At 39.2% G+C, this 19,079-nt stretch carries 12 protein-coding genes; 8 read left to right on the top strand and 4 right to left on the bottom strand.

Annotated elements, in window-relative coordinates; translation table 11 throughout:
- The first annotated feature begins 438 nt into the window (after window positions 1-438).
- Window positions 439-8,175, top strand: coding sequence for a glycosyl hydrolase family 8 (locus tag RCC89_12565; protein WMJ73990.1), 7,737 nt, complete (start codon window positions 439-441; stop codon window positions 8,173-8,175).
- Window positions 8,176-8,727: 552 nt separating this feature from the next.
- Here the strand turns inward: RCC89_12565 and RCC89_12570 are convergent.
- Entirely contained in the window at window positions 8,728-10,365 is a 1,638-nt protein-coding gene (locus RCC89_12570) for an ABC-F family ATP-binding cassette domain-containing protein (GenBank protein WMJ73991.1), read from the bottom strand.
- A gap of 155 nt (window positions 10,366-10,520) precedes the next feature.
- Between RCC89_12570 and RCC89_12575 the strand changes: the two genes are divergently transcribed.
- Window positions 10,521-10,883, top strand: coding sequence for a DUF1622 domain-containing protein (locus RCC89_12575; GenBank protein WMJ73992.1), 363 nt, complete (start codon window positions 10,521-10,523; stop codon window positions 10,881-10,883).
- A gap of 71 nt (window positions 10,884-10,954) precedes the next feature.
- On the opposite strand, the gene RCC89_12580 is transcribed toward RCC89_12575, so the two are convergent.
- Both RCC89_12580 and RCC89_12585 read right to left on the bottom strand, forming a co-directional pair.
- Window positions 10,955-11,329, bottom strand: a complete 375-nt coding sequence (locus tag RCC89_12580) for an STAS/SEC14 domain-containing protein (protein WMJ73993.1) — start codon at window positions 11,327-11,329, stop codon at window positions 10,955-10,957.
- A 586-nt stretch (window positions 11,330-11,915) separates the two neighbouring features.
- A complete protein-coding gene (locus RCC89_12585; GenBank protein WMJ73994.1) occupies window positions 11,916-12,263 on the bottom strand; it encodes a hypothetical protein in 348 nt (115 codons plus the stop codon).
- A gap of 743 nt (window positions 12,264-13,006) precedes the next feature.
- Here RCC89_12585 and RCC89_12590 point away from each other — a divergent pair.
- From RCC89_12590 to RCC89_12600, 3 genes are all read left to right on the top strand, one after another.
- Window positions 13,007-13,663 carry a hypothetical protein gene (locus tag RCC89_12590; protein WMJ73995.1) on the top strand — a complete coding sequence of 219 codons (657 nt, stop codon included), beginning with the start codon at window positions 13,007-13,009 and terminating at the stop codon, window positions 13,661-13,663.
- A 105-nt stretch (window positions 13,664-13,768) separates the two neighbouring features.
- The gene (gene efp / locus RCC89_12595) at window positions 13,769-14,335 is read left to right on the top strand and encodes an elongation factor P (GenBank protein ID WMJ73996.1); all 567 of its coding nucleotides are present in this window, start codon (window positions 13,769-13,771) and stop codon (window positions 14,333-14,335) included.
- Window positions 14,336-14,649: 314 nt separating this feature from the next.
- Complete coding sequence (locus RCC89_12600; GenBank protein ID WMJ73997.1) at window positions 14,650-15,357, top strand: MgtC/SapB family protein; 708 nt, start codon at window positions 14,650-14,652, stop codon at window positions 15,355-15,357.
- Between the two features lie 135 nt (window positions 15,358-15,492).
- On the opposite strand, the gene RCC89_12605 is transcribed toward RCC89_12600, so the two are convergent.
- Window positions 15,493-15,909 (bottom strand): hypothetical protein, encoded by a 417-nt coding sequence (locus RCC89_12605; GenBank protein ID WMJ73998.1) that lies wholly within the window; start codon window positions 15,907-15,909, stop codon window positions 15,493-15,495.
- A gap of 738 nt (window positions 15,910-16,647) precedes the next feature.
- Here RCC89_12605 and RCC89_12610 point away from each other — a divergent pair.
- The 3 genes from RCC89_12610 to RCC89_12620 all read left to right on the top strand — a co-directional run bounded on the left by RCC89_12610 (window position 16,648) and on the right by RCC89_12620 (window position 19,072).
- The gene (locus tag RCC89_12610) at window positions 16,648-16,896 is read left to right on the top strand and encodes a hypothetical protein (protein ID WMJ75658.1); all 249 of its coding nucleotides are present in this window, start codon (window positions 16,648-16,650) and stop codon (window positions 16,894-16,896) included.
- Window positions 16,897-16,971: 75 nt separating this feature from the next.
- A complete protein-coding gene (locus RCC89_12615) occupies window positions 16,972-17,745 on the top strand; it encodes a DNA-formamidopyrimidine glycosylase family protein (protein ID WMJ73999.1) in 774 nt (257 codons plus the stop codon).
- 253 nt (window positions 17,746-17,998) lie between these two features.
- Window positions 17,999-19,072 carry an ISAs1 family transposase gene (locus RCC89_12620; GenBank protein ID WMJ74000.1) on the top strand — a complete coding sequence of 358 codons (1,074 nt, stop codon included), beginning with the start codon at window positions 17,999-18,001 and terminating at the stop codon, window positions 19,070-19,072.
- Window positions 19,073-19,079: the final 7 nt, after the last annotated feature.

The following is a 19,079-nucleotide window of genomic DNA, read 5'->3' on the forward strand; positions in this document are numbered from 1 at the left end:
GCCACTCAATAGAAAGTTCTAATGCATATTTTAGGTTAAAGTTTTCATACTGGCATGAAAAAACTTTGTGCCGGTGTTATAAAACAATTCTGCCTAGGGCTACTGACAAAGTCACAAAACCCAAATACTGATGGACTACACTTTCTCAATGTAATGAAAAGAATAATCGAAAAAACTTTCACCTATACCTCGCCAAGAGTTTTATAATTATTTTTGAATCAACATTTCTGATATTTTTTTCATCACGACCTTTTCTTAACAGCTACTTAAGTTTAAGTCTTTCATAATCAGTTATAAATTGCTTGTTATCACATAGCTATAGGACAGCAGCTAATCAATAAGCAAAAAAAGTTCATTTTTTTAGTTACCATCTGCATAAGCAAATGTATTAAAAGGCAATTGCAAGTGTCACTTAAATAAGTATATATATAATTATATATGGATTTTTATAAAACTTCAGCTAGCAGGTTTAGGTCCTTTACTTTCATTTTCTTACTTATTTTTCTTTGGAAAGGAGCATTATTACATGCACAAGTACCTGTGGACATAAACTCAGGAAATCCAAACTTTCCTTTTCCTCAATTTAATCCATATACAACAGACGATGGACACTATTTAGGAAACCTAGCCACCAATAATGCTCCAGGAGTAGTACATGCTGAAATGGAACAACGTATTAGAGATGCTTGGCAGATCATGGCCAATAGACTTGAATATACGGGCGAAGAACATGCGGGGGTTCAATATATTATTGGTAATATAGGCTGTCCTTATGACTGCTCAGAAGGGTGTGGATATGCTTTGCTTGCTGCTGCAGAAATGGCTGACAAAACAACTTTTGATGGTCTTTGGATGAGAACACATGACCATAGGATGATTATGCATCCAAGGTATTCGGATTGTGTAGTACCTGACCCGGATTATAGATATGGTGATAATTCTTTAATGGATAATGTAGATGCTGCTGCTGATGGTGACTTCGATATTGCCCTTGCTTTATTAATTGCCTACAAACAGTGGGGGGAATTTATGGGCGTAGATGATGCCTGTGGAAACCCTATCAGTTATAAACAAGAAGCTTTAAATGTTATTCGCGGTCTCGTAGAAGTTTACCAAAGCCCTGACATTGACCCAACCGACTGTAGGAAAGTTTCTGGCGCGATTGGATTTGACGGCTATGTTAAAGGCGGAAATACTTGGGGAGAACTTACTAGTTGGGCTACAGGGCAAGAACCAGATTGTCCTGAGTTTACCGGTCCTACACAACACCATATTGATTACAATGCTCCAGCTTACTTTCATGCCTTCGCTCATTTTTTGGAAACAGAAGGCGATGCCCAAGATCTTGTCTGGAATATCAACCAATTTTTGCGTGCCGAGGCCTCTTCCGAATGGCTTGATGGGCAAATGCTGGATAATCCAGCAGCGTTACCATTGGCAGGCTGGGTTGATTACGAAGTAGGGGATGACAGACCTGTTTATACCAATTTTATGGATGGAGAAGATTTCAGACATGCCTGGAGAACCATCCTAAACTATGTCTGGCATGGAAACCCCAACACGACCTGGAACCCAAATACCAAGGAAGTAGAACCCGGTGGAAACACTTATGAAAGGGATTTAGGATTACGTTTAGCCCAATTTATGAATAACCCCGGAGAAGCTCCTTGGAGCAACCCGTGTAATTCTGTTGGGGGTGGACCCGAGCTCACTTATAATGGGCCTTCACAGTTAAAGTATTATTATGACCCTAATACAGGGGACGAGCTTACAACTTTTACCCTTAACTTTCTGCACGGTACAGGTTCCCCAGCAGCAGTAGCAGCACAGGATTTTGACCTTATGGGCAAAATGTATAGGCAATGTGCTATTGAGTGGGATGTGACTGATCCGGGAGACAACTATATTACAAGTGTTCCTGTTTATTTCCATGGTTTTTTTAGGCTTTTAGGTATGTTGACGCTATCAGGAAACCACCCTTCTCCTGCAACAAGTGTCCTGCAAGCAAACATGAAAGTCTATAAAGATGTAGACCGAACCTATGCCTTTACAGATGATTTGGTTACCTATACCATTTCTTATCGAAACTATGCTTCTGTAGATGCAGAAGGGGTAAGGATAACGGAAGAAGTACCAGAGGGGTATGAGTTTGTTTCTGCCTCTGATGGAGGTTCTTTGAATGGTGAAACCGTAGTATGGGATGTTGGTACTGTCCCTGGATTTACAACAGATGGAGGGGTTGAACCTACCACGGGGGAGGTCACTGTCGTGTACCGTGTGTTACCGGAATTTTCTGGTAGAATTTGTGCCGAAGCTGAGATTACCTGTACTAATGGAACTGGGTGGGTCACCAATGAATATCCTAATAACATTACTGCGGTAATGGAAAGAAACTGTGTGGATATTATAGAAAAGGCACTTGAAATTGATAAAAAAGTAAACTATGAAGAAGTAAACCCAGGCACAGAGGTAAAATATGAAGTAGATTTTAAAAACGCTTCATCTGGAGGTTTTCTTGACGGGGGTAGACCAGGCGTTGTAGTTGCTCATGCGCAAGATACTGATGCAGAGGTAGCCCCTGAAATGAACTTAAAGTTTCGCTTGTACCATGGTGCTGATGAGCCTTATATCGACTATGGAAATTACAGGATATCCATGTTTGTTAATGATAACACATATGACTGTGTAGCAGGAGAGGGAGATTGTGATATTGGTTGGCAACTGAACAATGAGATTTATGAAGGAGGAGACTTTGAGGCATTGCATATTTTTAATGAACCCATTGTTCCTGGTTCTGATGATCGAGGAGCATGGAACCAAAGAATTGTTGTGCAATTCTCAGAACAATTAGCAACCACTACCCCTCATCTATCACGGTACTTTGGCATGGGCCAAAGGATTCACCAAGGCGGTACAGAACCATTGAGGGTTAAGTGGAGACTTAACGCAAGTAATTATGCTGATGTGAACTGGGGAGACGATTGGTCTTATGCTCCTTCCGCTGGTGATGCTGATGATGGTTTGTTTTATCCTATTACCAATGATTGGACCGATATAAACAATCCTGACATTCCTGTTACGGAATGGCACAATGAAGCTTGTGAAACGCCTTCTCAATTTGTAGACAATATTCTTGTTGAAGAGTGGGATGGATACACCTGGAGAAGGGTGTTTGGAGATGGCCCCCTTCCAGGAAGAGAAATTGAAAATGTAATTGTCAGGGATGTACTTCCTGAGGGTTTTACTTTTACTGGCTTTATTGATGAAGATGGCGAAAGCTTGGGTGATACAGCCGTAATACTAGGAAGAGAGGCTACTTATGATGAGGCAACCAGGACCATTACGTGGAGTATACCAAGATTACAAGTTCGGCAGGGGGGGACAATTAGGTATACAGCTATCGCAGACTTTTCTTCCGGAGAGTGTGAACGTGAGGATGAACTTCAAACCAATACGGCTTCTATAGAAGGGGACAATGAATCTCCTACCTATGCCCATGCAGATGTAAATGTAACTTGTGCAGAAGTTATTTTGCCTCCGCCACCTTCTTCTATGACCAAAGAGGCTGATGATACTATATATGAAATTGGTGACAATATCACCTACACATTATCCTATGAAAACACCGATGGTTCCATAGCACGGGCTAACCTAAACAGCTTGGAAAATTGGACTTCTCAATCTGGTAGTGAAATGACAGTGGAAGGAGGAGAGCTTACTAGTGTCCAAAACAATTTAGGAGTAATGACCTATGATTACTCACATGGTATCGATGGGGCTATCAATGCTTCTATAGATTTTGCTGCCAGTGCTGCATTTGGACTTGCTTTTAGGCACACAGGAGGTGCTGTAGATAATGGACTTTATGTAGTGTTCAAGCCTAATCCAGGTGCAGGTAATGTGGAGGTAAGACTATATGACGGCACCGATGAACTAAGCACTACTTCTCTTGGTCTTCCTGGAGGTTCGCCTACTAATATCCGGGTGGTACTTTCTGAAGACCGACTAAACCTTTGGCTAGGTAACGTGACCAACCCATCACCTACTTGGGCTGTTTCCGGACTTCCTGTAAGGGAAGGTTATGCAGGTGTCATTAACGGGTTTCCTGATGGACAAGATACATGGGGTGAGCATACGCTGGTTAACTTCAGGACCCACCTTGATTCTGGTTTTGATATTATAATGACTGATCCTATTCCTGCATCTTTAGAGTTTATAAGTGCCTCTGATGGTGCTACAGTAACAGACGGAGTCATTGAGTGGCCGGTAATCCCTGGCCCTGTACCTGTAGGCGAAACAATTACGAGAACCTGGACAGGCGTAGTAGCTGGCTGCCCAAGCAGTGGGCAAATTGTCAATAACGCCTATACAAACTTAATGGGTGTCCCTAACAATTCTATACAAGCACAGTCTATTGTATCTTGTGGCCAAGACATCGTTTGTACCCCTCCTGATGAAGCTGAAATAAATGCTTCTGACTTAGTTTTCTGTACTGGTGATTCAGTAGAACTTACAGCCACAGAAGTTTCAGGGGCACTCTATAGATGGTATAGGGATGGAGTGGCTTTAGGTCCTGGACAGGAAGACTGGAACTCTATCATGGCCGATCAGGCTGGAGAGTATACCGTACGCATTGGCGATGGCTCGGTAACAGATGCTACTTGTTATATTGAATCTGACCCTGTTGAATTAGAAGAAAATTTATTGCCAGATGCACCGGACGGCATTGATGGAACCAATGAAGTTTGTGCGAATACTACTGATATTGCGCTTCAAATAGAGCCAATTGAAGGTGCAGAAAGCTATACATGGTCGGTTTCTGATGATGGTGTAATTACTGGTGACAGTCTTGAAGCCTTATTGGACATTGGTCTTGAACCAGAGTATATTGTTACTGTTTACGCAACCAATGGCTGTGGTGATGGTCCATCAGATACTTTGATTATTGAAACTATTCAGCCGTTGGAGCCAATGGTAGAAATCCAAGCAGATGAAACTGATATTTGTGCAGAAGAAACAATTACCTTTTCCATTGCGGATAGTCTCAATTTAGGTTTACCTTCTTTTAGTTGGATTGTCAATGGTGTTGAACAAGGGACGTTAGAAGAGTTCAGCACTTCAGCCCTTGAAGACGGAGATGTGGTTCAACTCATTGCAACTTCCGATCTTGCTTGTGTAACTTCAGAAGAGGCGGTGTCTGACTCTATTGTAATTTCTGTAATGGATCCATTAACACCTTTTGTATCCATTGCAGCCACTGATAGCGTAATTTGTATCGGGGAAGATGTCCAGTTCACCATCGGTGATAGTTTATATCTTGGAAATGCAACCTATAGCTGGACTGTCAATGGAGTCGAAGAGGAGATAGGTGACGCCTTTTCTAGCACCACGCTGCAAGATGGGGACACGGTAAAGCTGACTGCAACATCAGACCTCGGCTGTTTAACTACAGAGGAAGCGGTTTCCGAACCAATTATTATTTTAGTTTCAGATAATATTACCCCTCAAGTGGCTATAGAAGCAACTAGCCCTGAACTGCTTTGCGATGGAGAAACATTTACGGCAGAAGTCACCAGTGTCACGGGTGGGGGAGATAACCCTTCTTTTGATTGGCATGTAAACGGGTTAAGTACTGGGGAAACAGGAGATGTATTTAACAGTTCGTCTCTTGCTAATGGCGATAAAATTACGGTTGTAATGACTAGCAACTCTTCTTGTGCTTCAGAGCCAACAGCAACTTCTGATACACTTGTTGTGAATATCGGGGATCCTGTAACTCCTGAAGCAACTATTGTTGCAAGCCAAACAACTATATGTGACGGAGATGAAATTATATTTGAAATAGATTCCACTATTTACGCGGGAGAGACTCCTTCTTTCAGTTGGTCTGTAAATGGAAATGAGCAGGAAACTTCAGAAGTTTTCACCACCTCAACCCTTGAAGACGGCGATGAAGTAACACTTACCATGACATCTTCCCTAACTTGCGTAACAGACCCTGTTGCTGTATCAGCACCTATTGCTATTGCAGTTACAGATCCCGTAACGCCAACAGTAAATATTGCTGCCACCAATACTACTATTTGTAATGGTGAATCTGTAACTTTTACTCTTAACCAAGGAGAGCATCTAGGCAATGCATCTTATTCATGGTTGGTTAATGGCGTAGAAGAGGGTACATCTGATGAGTTAATCACCTCTATCTTAAATGATGGAGATGCAATACAGCTTATTGCAATATCTGACGAGGGCTGTGTTACGACAGATACAGCTACCTCAGAAGTTATTACTATCAATGTAGATGATAGTGTAACTCCTGAAGTCGAAATCATCGCTACAAGCCCTGATCCACTTTGTGATGGAGAAACCTTTACTGCCGAAGTGTCGAGTACATCAGGCGGAGGTAGTGCGCCAACTTATGAGTGGTACATCAATGGTGCAAGCAGTGGTCAAACAGGGACAACCTTTAGCAGTGCAACGCTTGACAATGAAGACGAAATTACGGTAGAGCTTACCAGTAACTCAACTTGTGCTACGCAACCAACTGCAAGTTCTGGGGCAATTGTGGTTAACATCGGAGCTCCTGTAACACCTATTGTGGATATTGTTGCTGATGAAACAGAAATATGTGCAGGCACCGATATTAACTTTTCAATAGATGACAGTGAATACTTAGGAAGCAATCCAGTCTATAGTTGGACAATTAATGGGGTAGAGGCTGAGACTTCTGATACTTTTTCAAGCGATATACTAGAGGATGGAGACGTGGTGCAACTGATAGCTACCAGTGATATCAATTGTGTTACAGCTTCTGATGCAATTTCCAACGAGATTACCATTACAGTACACCCAATAGTGGTTCCTGATATTAGCATTACATCTGATGCCGTTGATGGGGCTTGCGAACCTGATGAAGTGAACTTTTCCATTAACACCCAAACCAATGAAGGCCCAGCGCCACACTATGAATGGTATGTTAACGGTGAGGCACATCCCAATCCAGGAACTACATTACAATTAAGCAATCCTCAAAACAAAGATCAGGTGTATGTCCAGATGACGAGCAATGCCCTTTGTGCTGAACCGCAAATCGTTTCTTCAGAGGTCATTACACTTAATTTTACAGAACCTGAAAATGCAGAAATAAGCTTGACCGGTGGGCAACCTGCCTATTGTGGTGATCAAGTAGTAGAACTCAACGCTCAAACACCTAATAGCAATGCAACGATTTCCTGGACCCAAGAACGGGCGGGTACAACTATTTTGACAACAACTGGCACTAGCTTTACCGCTCCGGATTGGGAAGACGGTGATATTATTTTTGCAATTGTTAATATTACGGGTAGTTGCATAGGGCAACCGAGTGATCAAGATACATTTATTATTAATTTAGGACTTTCACCAGAAATTATCAGCCACAATGGCATAATCTCTATATGCGAAGGGGATGATCTTGTCCTGGTCGGAAACAGCCCAGGGACTTGGTATGAAAATGACGTACAGGTCGGAGACGGAAATGAGTTTAACACAGATCGTGCAGGGGTTTACCATTTCACTTATGAGCCTGGCTGTGGGCTACTGCATAGTGACACAGTTGAGGTAATAGTAGAACCTGTCCCTGAAATTATATTTATTAGAGATAACCAAGCAGTTTCCTCTGGAGAAGCATACATCTTTAGCCCTAGCGAAGAGGTATGGGTGGAAATAGATGGTTCTTACCTAGAGCCTCAACAAACAGTTTGGAGTGCCCAGCCACACCTTAACTTGTCAGACCCTGAAGAGGTGGACGGGAATATAATAACCCGAGCCGATGCACCAATTGGTGATTACTGGTATTTAGTAAATGCTACCATTGGAAATTGTAGCGCAACAGATAGTATTCTTGTTAGAGTGCTAAACGAGTTAACAGTTCCTAATGCATTTACTCCAGATGGAGATGGTATAAACGATTACTGGGAGCTGCCGGGTATAGAAAGGTATCCAGATGCAGAATTTGTTATCTTTAACCGCTGGGGTATGGTAGTATACGAACACAAAGGGAGCTATGCAGGCAACCCATGGAATGGAAGAAGTAACAAAGGGCATTTATATCCTGTAGCCACTTACTATTATGTAATCCACCTGAATGACGGCAGTGGAGAAACACTTACAGGCCATGTGACTTTGATCTATTAACCTCAACAGGGGTCTTGAATAAGAGTTAATAAAGAAAACCCCAGAAATACTACTTTTCTGGGGTTTCTTAGTTTATTAGGAGTACATTCTAAAACCTGAGTAATACAATAGGGTTATTCATTTAAGTCTCTAGGAAGCAATAAGTTTTTTTTGTACGATAAAATGCTTTAAACTGCCTTTCTTAAATGGCGATATGTACCACTGTTAGAAAATAAGGCGGCCATTGATGAAATTGCGTTAAGAACTTTATAAGCATGAAGCGGCCAAAAAATTTGCTGTTTGAGCCCGACGCAAGGAGGGTGAGTTTCATCCCGATAGCTATCGGGATAGCGTAATGGTTATAAAGTTTAGCAAATTTCATCACAGGCCTTGACTTTTTTGCTTACTTTTTTTGTCTAAGAAAAAAAGTAAGGCCCTGCCGGCGAGGCAAAAAGTAACTTAGCGAGCCTAAGTAAGCTAATAACACATAAGATATTTAAATGGGTAACCCTATAATACAATAGACTTATTGCTACGTAACAGAAAGTTCTATTACATTATTCAGGTTAAATATTAATTCTTTCGTTCAATCTCTTTTAAATTCACCATTTTTTTGTTGCGGAGAAATCCATTAATATCCTCAAAGTGTTCTTTAATACGCTTGTTTCCAAATTCAAAGACCTTGTCTGCAAGTCCATCTAGAAAATCCCTGTCATGCGAAACCAGAATCAAGGTTCCATCAAATGCTTTAAGGGCATCTTTAAGGATGTCTTTGGTTTTGATATCAAGGTGGTTTGTAGGTTCATCCAGAATAAGGAGATTTACCGGTTGTAGCAATAGCTTTACCATTGCCAACCGCGTTTTTTCACCACCAGAAAGGACTTTGACCTTTTTTTCTATATCGTCGCCACTAAACATAAAAGCACCTAAAATGTCCTTGACTTTTGTCCTGACATCTCCAACGGCTACTTCATCAATTGTCTGAAATACCGAAAGGTCTTCATCAAGTAAAGACGCTTGGTTTTGGGCAAAATATCCAATCATACAATTATGGCCTAGCTGAAGTGTACCTTCATAATCGATTTCACCCATAACTGCTTTTACAAAAGTAGACTTACCTTCACCATTACGACCTACCAAAGCTACTTTCTGCCCCCGCTCAATAGCAAATGAAGCATCTTGAAACACGGTGTGGTCACCGTAGCGTTTGCTAAGCTGCTCGCAGGTTACAGGATAGTTGCCAGAACGTGGCGCTGGTGGAAACTTAAGATTTAAAGCAGATGTGTCTATTTCGTCTACTTCTACCAATTCCATTTTTTCCAGCATTTTCACCCTAGACTGTACTTGTAAAGTTTTAGAGTAGGTACCTTTAAATCTTTCTATAAAAGCTTTTATGTCAGCAATTTCTTTTTGTTGCTCATCATAAGCTTTTTGTTGTTGCTCTCTTCGTTCTTTCCTAAGTTGTAAATATTGAGTATATGGAACTTTATAGTCATAAATTCTGCCCATGGTCACCTCTATGGTGCGATTGGTTATATTGTCTACAAAAGCTTTGTCGTGAGATATGACAATAACCGCTTTCGCATTATTTTTCAAAAAGTCCTCCAACCATTGAATAGATTCAATATCCATGTGGTTCGTGGGTTCATCAAGCAGTATTAAATCTGGGTTTTGCAGCAGGATTTTAGCAAGCTCTATACGCATTCTCCACCCACCGCTGAACTCCTTTGTTGGTCTGGAGAAGTCACTCCTTAAAAAACCTAAACCTAACAAGGTTTTTTCAACCTCCGCATCATAGTTGATCTCTTCTATAGAATAATATTTTTCACTAAGTTCAGAAACCTCTTCTATGATTTTCATATATCCATCAGACTCATAATCTGTCCGGGTTTCAAGTTGGTTGTTTAACTCATCTATCCGCTTCTTCATGTCAAGGATAGTGGAAAAAGCTTTAGTAGCTTCTTCAAAGACAGAGCAGTTGTCTTCTGTAAGAAGGTGCTGTGGAAGGTAAGCAATGACGGCATCTTTAGGCGCAGAAATTCTTCCACGTGTAGGGGTATTGACACCAGCTAAAATTTTTAACAAAGTTGATTTGCCAGCACCATTTTTACCCATTAGGGCTATTTTGTCATTCTCATTAATATTGAAGCAAATATCACTAAAAAGTGTTGAGCCACTAAACTCAACCGTTACACCATCAACAGAAATCATAAATATTGTCTTTAAATAAAAGGTAAAGATATATATCAATAGTTAGATTTCGGCAACGTGGTTCCCCAAATATCCCCAATTGGACATACTTTTTCTGATTTTTTCTAAACTATAACAGAATTCAACAATTGTACTGCTTATAATAAGCTAGTACCATGAGCGAAATAATCAAGTATATTGAAGTAGTAGCTATAGGAGTGGAGGTAATAGGCGTCACGGTTATAGCGACAGGAACAATTTATGTTTTTAGTAAATTTGCTATTTCTTTTCGCAAAGACAAACATTTAGCCTATTATCAACTAAGGCATAATTTAGGGAAAGTAATCCTGTTAGGGCTAGAGGTTTTAGTGGCGGCTGACATAATCGCTACAGTGGTGACAGAGCCCACCATGGAGCGGGTCTTAACACTAGGGCTGATTGTACTGATTCGGACGTTTTTGAGCTTTTCATTAGAGATAGAGCTTGAAGGAAAACTGCCATGGAAGCAAGGAAAGTCCAACGATAAGGATTTAGGATAAAATATTAAAAAGGGGCAACCCAGATTATACTAACGTCTTTAAGTGTTTTGTATAATCTGGGTTTCACAGAACTATGTTTCATTTAGCCAAGATTTAGCCTTGCCCGCATCTTCCAGTGAAAAGCTTTTTAGTTCAATACCTGGAATTACTTTATAAATTATTTCCGACAAACTCTGAAACCACTTCTGGTCTGTAACCAGCGCAATCTTGTCTACTTTATTTGTTAACTCTGAAAAATTACTTATACCAAACTTAAGCCTTTCCCAAAGGGCTTTGGGTTCAATTCCTTCAAAGTTATACACTTCAACATAGCCTTTAAAGTGATCAGACGTCTTTAACTGTGTCTGGATAGTGTCCATTACCTCTTGTGCATCTTTTAAGGCCACCTTTCCATCGACCTTAAATGCAATAGTATTATCTTTTTCGATATCTAGTTTTTCTACCATTTGTCTTAGCTGTTATCCTATGAGAAAGTAACTTATGAGAGAGGAAATTGTGTTATTTTTTACTTCATTTTCATTTTAAGAAAAAATAATCGGATCTTATTTTTATTTACAAAACACTGATATACTGATATGTAATAAAAACTCTTTTAAAAAGTGGTGCAAATATTTATATATATAAATAGAAAAATCATATGCTGTAAAGGAATCAAAAAAATTATGATAACAAAGCGTATAAAGGCACAGTTAGGTTTATAGAAGGCATTCAAAAAGGGTTGTGAAGTTGGAAAGAGTTGAAAGAATGTGTTGTTGGCAGAGGCGTTTTGAATGCAGTGGGGTTGACTAGGAGCGGAATGTTAAGTTAAACAAAGAGGCAGACCTGTAAGTCTGTCTCTTTCTGTTTGTTTATTATTAATTTCTCAGGTATAGGCCCAATATAAATTTAATGTTATAAACAGGGTAATACTTGTCATAAATGTACATTGGCTCAATCCCCATAGGTATACCATTGATTTCATATTTCAACTGCACATAAAATACAGGGCTCAGTAAATTATAGTCTACAACTGACCTTGCAATATCATCAGATTTAACAATACCTGTTGTAGAAAATGCGTATCCTGCGCCTGCTAGAAGCCCCAAATTTACGGGTGCTGAAATTGGTTGCCCCCAATCCATAAGCTGCATTAATGGTCAAAGGAAACATGAAATTGGCATATCGTGAAGAGAGGCCTCTTCTTTCTCCTGCATTGTACCCACCACTAATGTTCAACCCGGCACTTAAAGCAAAGTCTCCTTTAGCTTTCCATAAATTATGTCGTATGTTTGCTGAAAATCCAGGAACTACTACTGCTGTTCCACTAATCAAACGCTCTTCCGAAGGATGCTCAATATCATATGGGGCAAAAGAAACAGAAAACCCCAATTCCATGGGCATATCCTTGTATATAACGGTCTACTCTGTCAAACTGCGCATAAAGAGGACATGCCAACCCAACCAAGAAAAACAGTATAATTGGCTTCTTAATATAGTACATATGTGTTTTTGGCCGCGAATTTAGGTTTTTTATCTATTATAAACACCTTGCCTTCCAAATTATTTAATAGTAAAGGAGGTTATTGGTATGAGGAATTTACAATAGTGGAAAAACAAAATATGGCACACCCTGTTATTTTTACAGAAGGCATTCATAAGGAAGTGAAGTTGGTAAGAGGCGAAAGAAGCGTAGTTGGATGAGGCGAAATGATTGCAGAGGGGTTGATAGAAGCGGATAGAATAGTTTAGTAAAGTAGGGGGCAGGCCTGTAAGCTTGCCTCTTTTTTTATAAATATTCAAATGAGTCTTCATGTAAGCAACTGCATAACATGCACAAATACAACTTTTTAATTAAACCTACTTAAAGATTTAGTTGCCAAAAAAAATCCCGAGAAAAAATATTCTCGGGAAACTAGCAAAAGTAATCCATATTATTGGACTAAAGTAAAAAATAAAAAATGCAGCATAGTTGGTTGAACATACCCTAATATATACAATTTATGTAAAAAAGGTAACCAGATCTACTGAATTATTTTAACAATATTTCAGTAGAATTACTTACCGAGTATAAAAGAAACCCTCAAAACCTTTAAAATTTCCTTGGCAACAACTACTATTTAATACATATTGCGTTAAAGGAAGTAATGAACAACATTTTAGTGCTGACCCCGCGTAATATGAACTGCTTAACATTTATCAAAACCTTTGCATTTATTGTTTTTGCTTCATCGGTAACTTTAGGTTATGTCCATAAAAAACCACCAGGTGCAGAATTAATAAAAACCAAGAATGGTATTTCTTTATACGAAAGGTGGGTAAATCTACCTGACAAAAAGGTTAATGCCAGAGAAGTGATTCTAACCCTTAAAGTCGATGCAAGTCCAAATGAAGTGGTTCAACTTATAAGCAATGCAAATCTGACCGCCAAGTGGAACACCAGTATCCGTTCTGCTAAAATGCTTGAACAAGACACTGACTGTTGGATAAAATATGTGCGTTATAATATTCCATGGCCATTTAACGATCAAGATTGTATTTTAGAGCACCGTATTGTTAGACAAACACCTTCTACTATTCTGATTGAATACTCAAGTATTGCTTATCCCTCAAAACCACCCGTTAGGAGAGTAGATAGAATAGATTATGTAAAAGGGCAGTGGGAAATTAGAAGAGAAGGCCGACAGACGCATATAACTTATTCTGTATTGTCTACGCCATCTAATGTGCCTCGTTGGATTACCGACCCCTTTGTACGCGATGCTTTTATTAGCTCAATGACAAACTTAAAAAATATGTTATGAGTTAAAAAAGGTGTCTTTAATACATATTTTATGCTTTATCAATTGTCAGAATGGTACATATCCCTTACCTTTATCATTATTTAATTTTTAATCATCTATAAATATATGGCAGCTACTACATCAGATCTTTCAAGAGGGGCTTTTTTACGGCATAATGGAGAATTGGTAATGGTAATGGACTATACGCATATTACACCAGGAAAAGGAAATGCAATTTATACCGTTAAAAGCCGGAATATCAGAACTGGCAAGCAAAGTGAAATTCGTTTTCGCTCAGGAGAAAAAATAGAACTAGTAAGGGTCGAAAGCAGGGATGTTCAGTTTCTTTATAAAGAAGGTGATGCACTAGTCTGCATGGACCAGGAAAGCTTTGAACAGTTTCCGGTGCCTGAAGAGCTTTTTGGCGACACGTTAAAGTTTATAAAAGAGGGAATGGTCTTGAGTGTTTCTTTTGATGAAAATGAAGAAATTGTATATGGTCAAGCTCCTAAACATGTGGAGTTAGAAGTAACTTATACCGAACCTGGCATCAAGGGGGACACAGCAACCAAAACTATGAAGCCAGCAGAGCTTGAAACAGGGGCAACTGTACAAGTTCCTTTGTTTGTAGATAATGGTGAGCTTATTAAAGTAAATACAGAGACTGGAGAATATATGGAAAGGGTCAAATAGCCTTTTTAAAAAAATCAGAAAAAAGCTGGCACGGTCATCCATGTCAGCTTTTTTTATTTATCCGAAGCTGACTTTGCTAAACTTTAACCTTGGCTCATTCGTAGCAAATATATACGGGAGAACTTTTGTTTAGCTTTACATGTTTTAAAATGGGAATTTTTTACATCATTAGTAGAACTTTTAACATTTGACATTAGGTACAAAGGAAAGGCTTAATGTCTTACATAAATAAGAACGAGTCCTAGCAAAGATTTAGAGAGAGTGAATGCTATTCCTTATAGCATTATATATACAATGAAACGCTTATAGCCATTATGGATATTTACGACCTTTTTTCTTCTGACACAGAAATTAACTTGCAAAGCATTGCCATCAGACTAGTGATGAGTATAGTGCTTGGAGGGCTGATTGGGTGGGAAAGGGAAACCCGTAAGCAACAAGCAGGGTTAAGGACGCATATTATTATATGTTTAGGAGCTACCCTTTTGATGCTTATTTCAATATTCATACCCCAAACATTTCAGAACTTCCAAAACGGGGATCCGGGCCGAATTGCCGCACAGGTGGTTTCGGGCATAGGCTTTTTGGGTGCAGGGGCGATTTTTAGTCTCGGTGGAAGCATTCGTGGCCTGACTACAGCAGCTACTATTTGGGTAGTGGCAGCTATAGGTCTTGCTATTGGGTCAGGAATGTATGGAGGGTCTGTACTGGTAACCCTGTTCGTTTTGTTTGTCCTGATTTTTGTCGGGAAACTGGAAAGTAGATTTTTTCAAGAAGATGTACTTAAGATCTTACAAATTACCTTTTCTACCGCAAAAATTGAAACTGATGGAGTCTTTGCCATTCTCGACAAACATAAAATAACCACCCAGTCTGTCAATATACTTCAGTCATACGATAAAAAAAGGTCTAAAATGAAGCTGTTTGTCCATGTACCCGAAAAGATAAACTTCAAAGCCTTGTACAAGGATTTAAACGGCATAACAAATGTTAGTCAAATATCTCTGGGACAAGACTTTTAAGAAAGGGGGATATCAGTCTATGGGTACACTTCAAAGTAATTTGCTGATTGGTGTCTTTGGAGGGGATACCCAAAAAAGAAAAAAGCAGGAGAGAGGCCAAAAACTCCCCTGCGATATTAACTGATAAGCCAATTCCTACCAGTCAAAACTGTCACTGCATCTTACTAACTTTGCATGTTGGTTTCGCGTTCTAAGGATAAAAACCCCAGACCGCCTTTTTATAATATCTTTAACAACCATAACCACTACATCCTCTGCAAGATTTAGGTGGTTAGCTATAGCACGACAAGTTGCAAGTTCAGATTCATGTATTACATTATCTATTAATATCAGGTTTACCATATCATACACCTGCAAAATTCTATTCCCCAATTTTTCAGGAACTATAGAAGTAACCCTCTGAATATTTTCAAAATCGTACTCATTTTCGGAAAGGTTTAAGCTTTTGGCCCTGGCCTTAATAAAGGCTTCTTCATACCTATTTAGAGGACCATCAGCCGTCGCCACCAAATACAAATTTTTTATGTGGTTCAACCTTTTAATTTTCTTCATAGAAGTTTTCATAACAAAAAAGGTTTTGTTCCAATATATTTACGCATAAAAGATGTAGCAGGTTAATAGTTACAGTTATATTTATGAAAATAATAGCATACAGTTTATGCTTCCTGAAACTTTTGCAAAATCTAAAGAATTAACTATCAAACCAATGGCCATTAAACGTCGTTCATTTGAAATGCAGGTACAAATATTAATTTTTAGGATTACCCATTTAAGTCTCTAGGAAGTAATAAGTTTTTTTGTAAGATAAAATGCTTAAAACGGGCGTCCTTAAATGGTGGTATGTGCCATTGTTAGAAAATAAGGCGGCCATTGATGAAATTGCGTTAAGAACTTTATAAGCATGGAGCGGCCAAAAAATTTGCTGTTTGAACCCGACGAAAGGAGGGTGAGTTTCAAATTTTTTAGCGTAATGGTTATAAAGTTTAGCAAATTTCATCACAGGCCTTGACTTTTTTGCTTACTTTTTTTGTCTAAGAAAAAAAGTAAGGCCCTGCCGGCGAGGCAAAAAGCAACTAAGCGAGCTTAAGTAAGCTAATAACACATAAGATATCTAAATGGGTATTTTTTTTTAACCGATTATGCATTAGGTTTTGTTAGGAGGGGCAAAAGAAAGTTCTAATGCATAAAGACAAAGAGATAATGCTCTTTTTTTGTATCTGCTTAAAGCTTTTCACGTTTATTTTTATATGCATGCTATTTTTGGTTACTTTGGAGTTTAACCCGTAGATGATGATAACCCCAGATTTGTTTGACAAATTTTCGCTAAAAAACAAGATCCACCTGCTATACTCAGGAGGAAGCTTTATCGTAGCGATACGGTACTACGGGTATAAAATCAACTTGTACCTCTTTAACAATTATTATGTAGAGGTATTTTACAACCATAAACTTGACAAAATTGAGAAAATAGAGACCTTGAAAAAACACCACTCAAGGATGAAGTTTTATGCAGACCAAGTCAGACTACCTAAAATTTAATTTTTAAAGGAAAGCGGGTGCGTGCATAACTACTTTTTAACAATCAGGTTATTTAATAAACAACCAATTGTAATTATGCCAGAATTACCTGACGTAGAAATATACAAACAGTATTTCGAAGAACATTTTCTTAACAAAAAGGTCAAGGATGTGGAGGTGTTAAATAGTAAGGTAGCCCCTGACTTTCCTAAACAAGCATTAATAGGTCATACATTTACAGAGGCAAGCAGGACCGGAAAGTACCTTATGGCAAAGCTAGACCACGGAAAAATTTTGTCCCTTCATTTTGGTATGACAGGTTTTTTAAAATACACGGAAGCTGAAAGCCCGGAGTATACGCATTTTATAATACACTTCGAAAACGGAAGTTCGATGGCTTTTTCAGATACAAGGAAGTTAGGTCATATCAACGTGTTTGACAATGCTACAGACTTTATAAGCAATTACCAACTTGGACCTGATGCCTTGGAAATATCCAAAGAAGCATTTCTAGCTTTGGTGTTATCAAAGTCCGGAATGATTAAATCTACGTTGACTAACCAAAAATACATAGCAGGCATTGGCAATGTGTATGCAGATGAAATTCTTTACCAAGCAAGCATACATCCGCAAACACGTTGCAAAAGTTTAAGCAACGAAGAAGTAGAGCACCTATACCACTGCATGAGAGACGTGCTGACCCAATCTATCAAAGCATCAGCCATTCCAGATAATTTGCCTAAAAACTTCCTTACTCCAAAACGTGGAGAACAGGATACATGCCCAGAAGGAAGAGGAAGTATAAAAAAACTAAAAGTAGCGGGCAGGAGCACATATATATGTTCAGAAAACCAAAAAATTAAAAAATAGAAGGGACTACCCCAGGGCTGACGCATTTAAGTTTCAGGGTGTAAGGAACTGCCTTACAGGGCGTTCCGCAAGTCTCATAACCTTTATTGGGTTTATTTAATATATGGGTGCCTTACGGGGCACTGATGATACAAATATAATAATTTTTTAATTGATAATCAGTGTTTTAACATTTTTTGCTTGACTTTTTTCTATATAGAGAACTCAATTAAAAAATTCAGTTTCCGATTCATTTGTTCGTATATTTGGCACTGTGTCAGAACCAAGAAGAACCATCAAAGGCAATTTCAAATATCCGCTGCAGGAGATCCTGTTTCTGTGCGTAAGTGCCGTTGTCAGCAATGCGGGGGACTGGCATGAGATTGTTACATTCGGCAAAGAAAAAATTGAATGGCTACGTAAATTTTTTCCTTACCGTAACGGTGTCCCTTCGCACGATACCCTGGAAAGGGTATTTGCAAAGATAGTACCGGATGAATTTGGCGAGTGTTTTGTAGAGTGGGCATCAACCATGTTCAGACCAGTCGAAAACGAGACAATCAATATTGACGGGAAGCGGATCCGTGGATCGTATGACAACAGAAAGGGCGCCAATGCATTGCACATGGTATCGGCTTATGCCACCGCTAACCAGCTTACCCTCGGTCAATTGGCCGTGCCAGACAAAAGCAACGAGATCACAGCCATTCCCAAGCTTTTGGATATGATAACTGTTGAAAACACAACAGTGACAATAGATGCCATGGGCTGCCAAAAAGATATTACGGAAAAAATAATCCGGAAAAACGGTGATTATGTAATTGCTGTAAAGAACAACCAGAAAGAGCTATTCCAGCAAATAGACAGGGCTTTTAAAAAACAGGTAATTGCAGATGTGCACAAACAGATAGACACGGGACATGGCAGGTTGGAGAGCCGCACCTGCAAACTGATAAATGACCTGAGGTTCATAGATGCAGCACATCAATGGTGCGGCATAAAGTCAGTGGCAAGGTTAGAGTCAGAGCGCTATAACAAGCTTACAGGAAAGCAGGAGCAACAGGTGAGGTATTATATAAGCAGCCATGACAAGACCGCTGAATGGCTTAACGGTACAATACGCAACCACTGGGCAATTGAAAACAAGCTGCACTGGAGCCTGGATGTGGTTTTTGGGGAAGATAGTTCCAGAAGAAGAAAGGGATATACAGCACAAAACTTCCACATCTTAAATAAAGTGTCCCTGATCTTGCTACAAAAACATAAATCTAAGGAAACAAAACCCAAAAAAAGGTATAAGGCAATATTCAATGATGCTTTCAGGGAAGAAATTTTAGATGTTTTTTAAATGCGTC

This window comes from Cytophagaceae bacterium ABcell3 (genome assembly GCA_030913385.1).
Lineage (GTDB): Bacteria > Bacteroidota > Bacteroidia > Cytophagales > Cytophagaceae > ABcell3.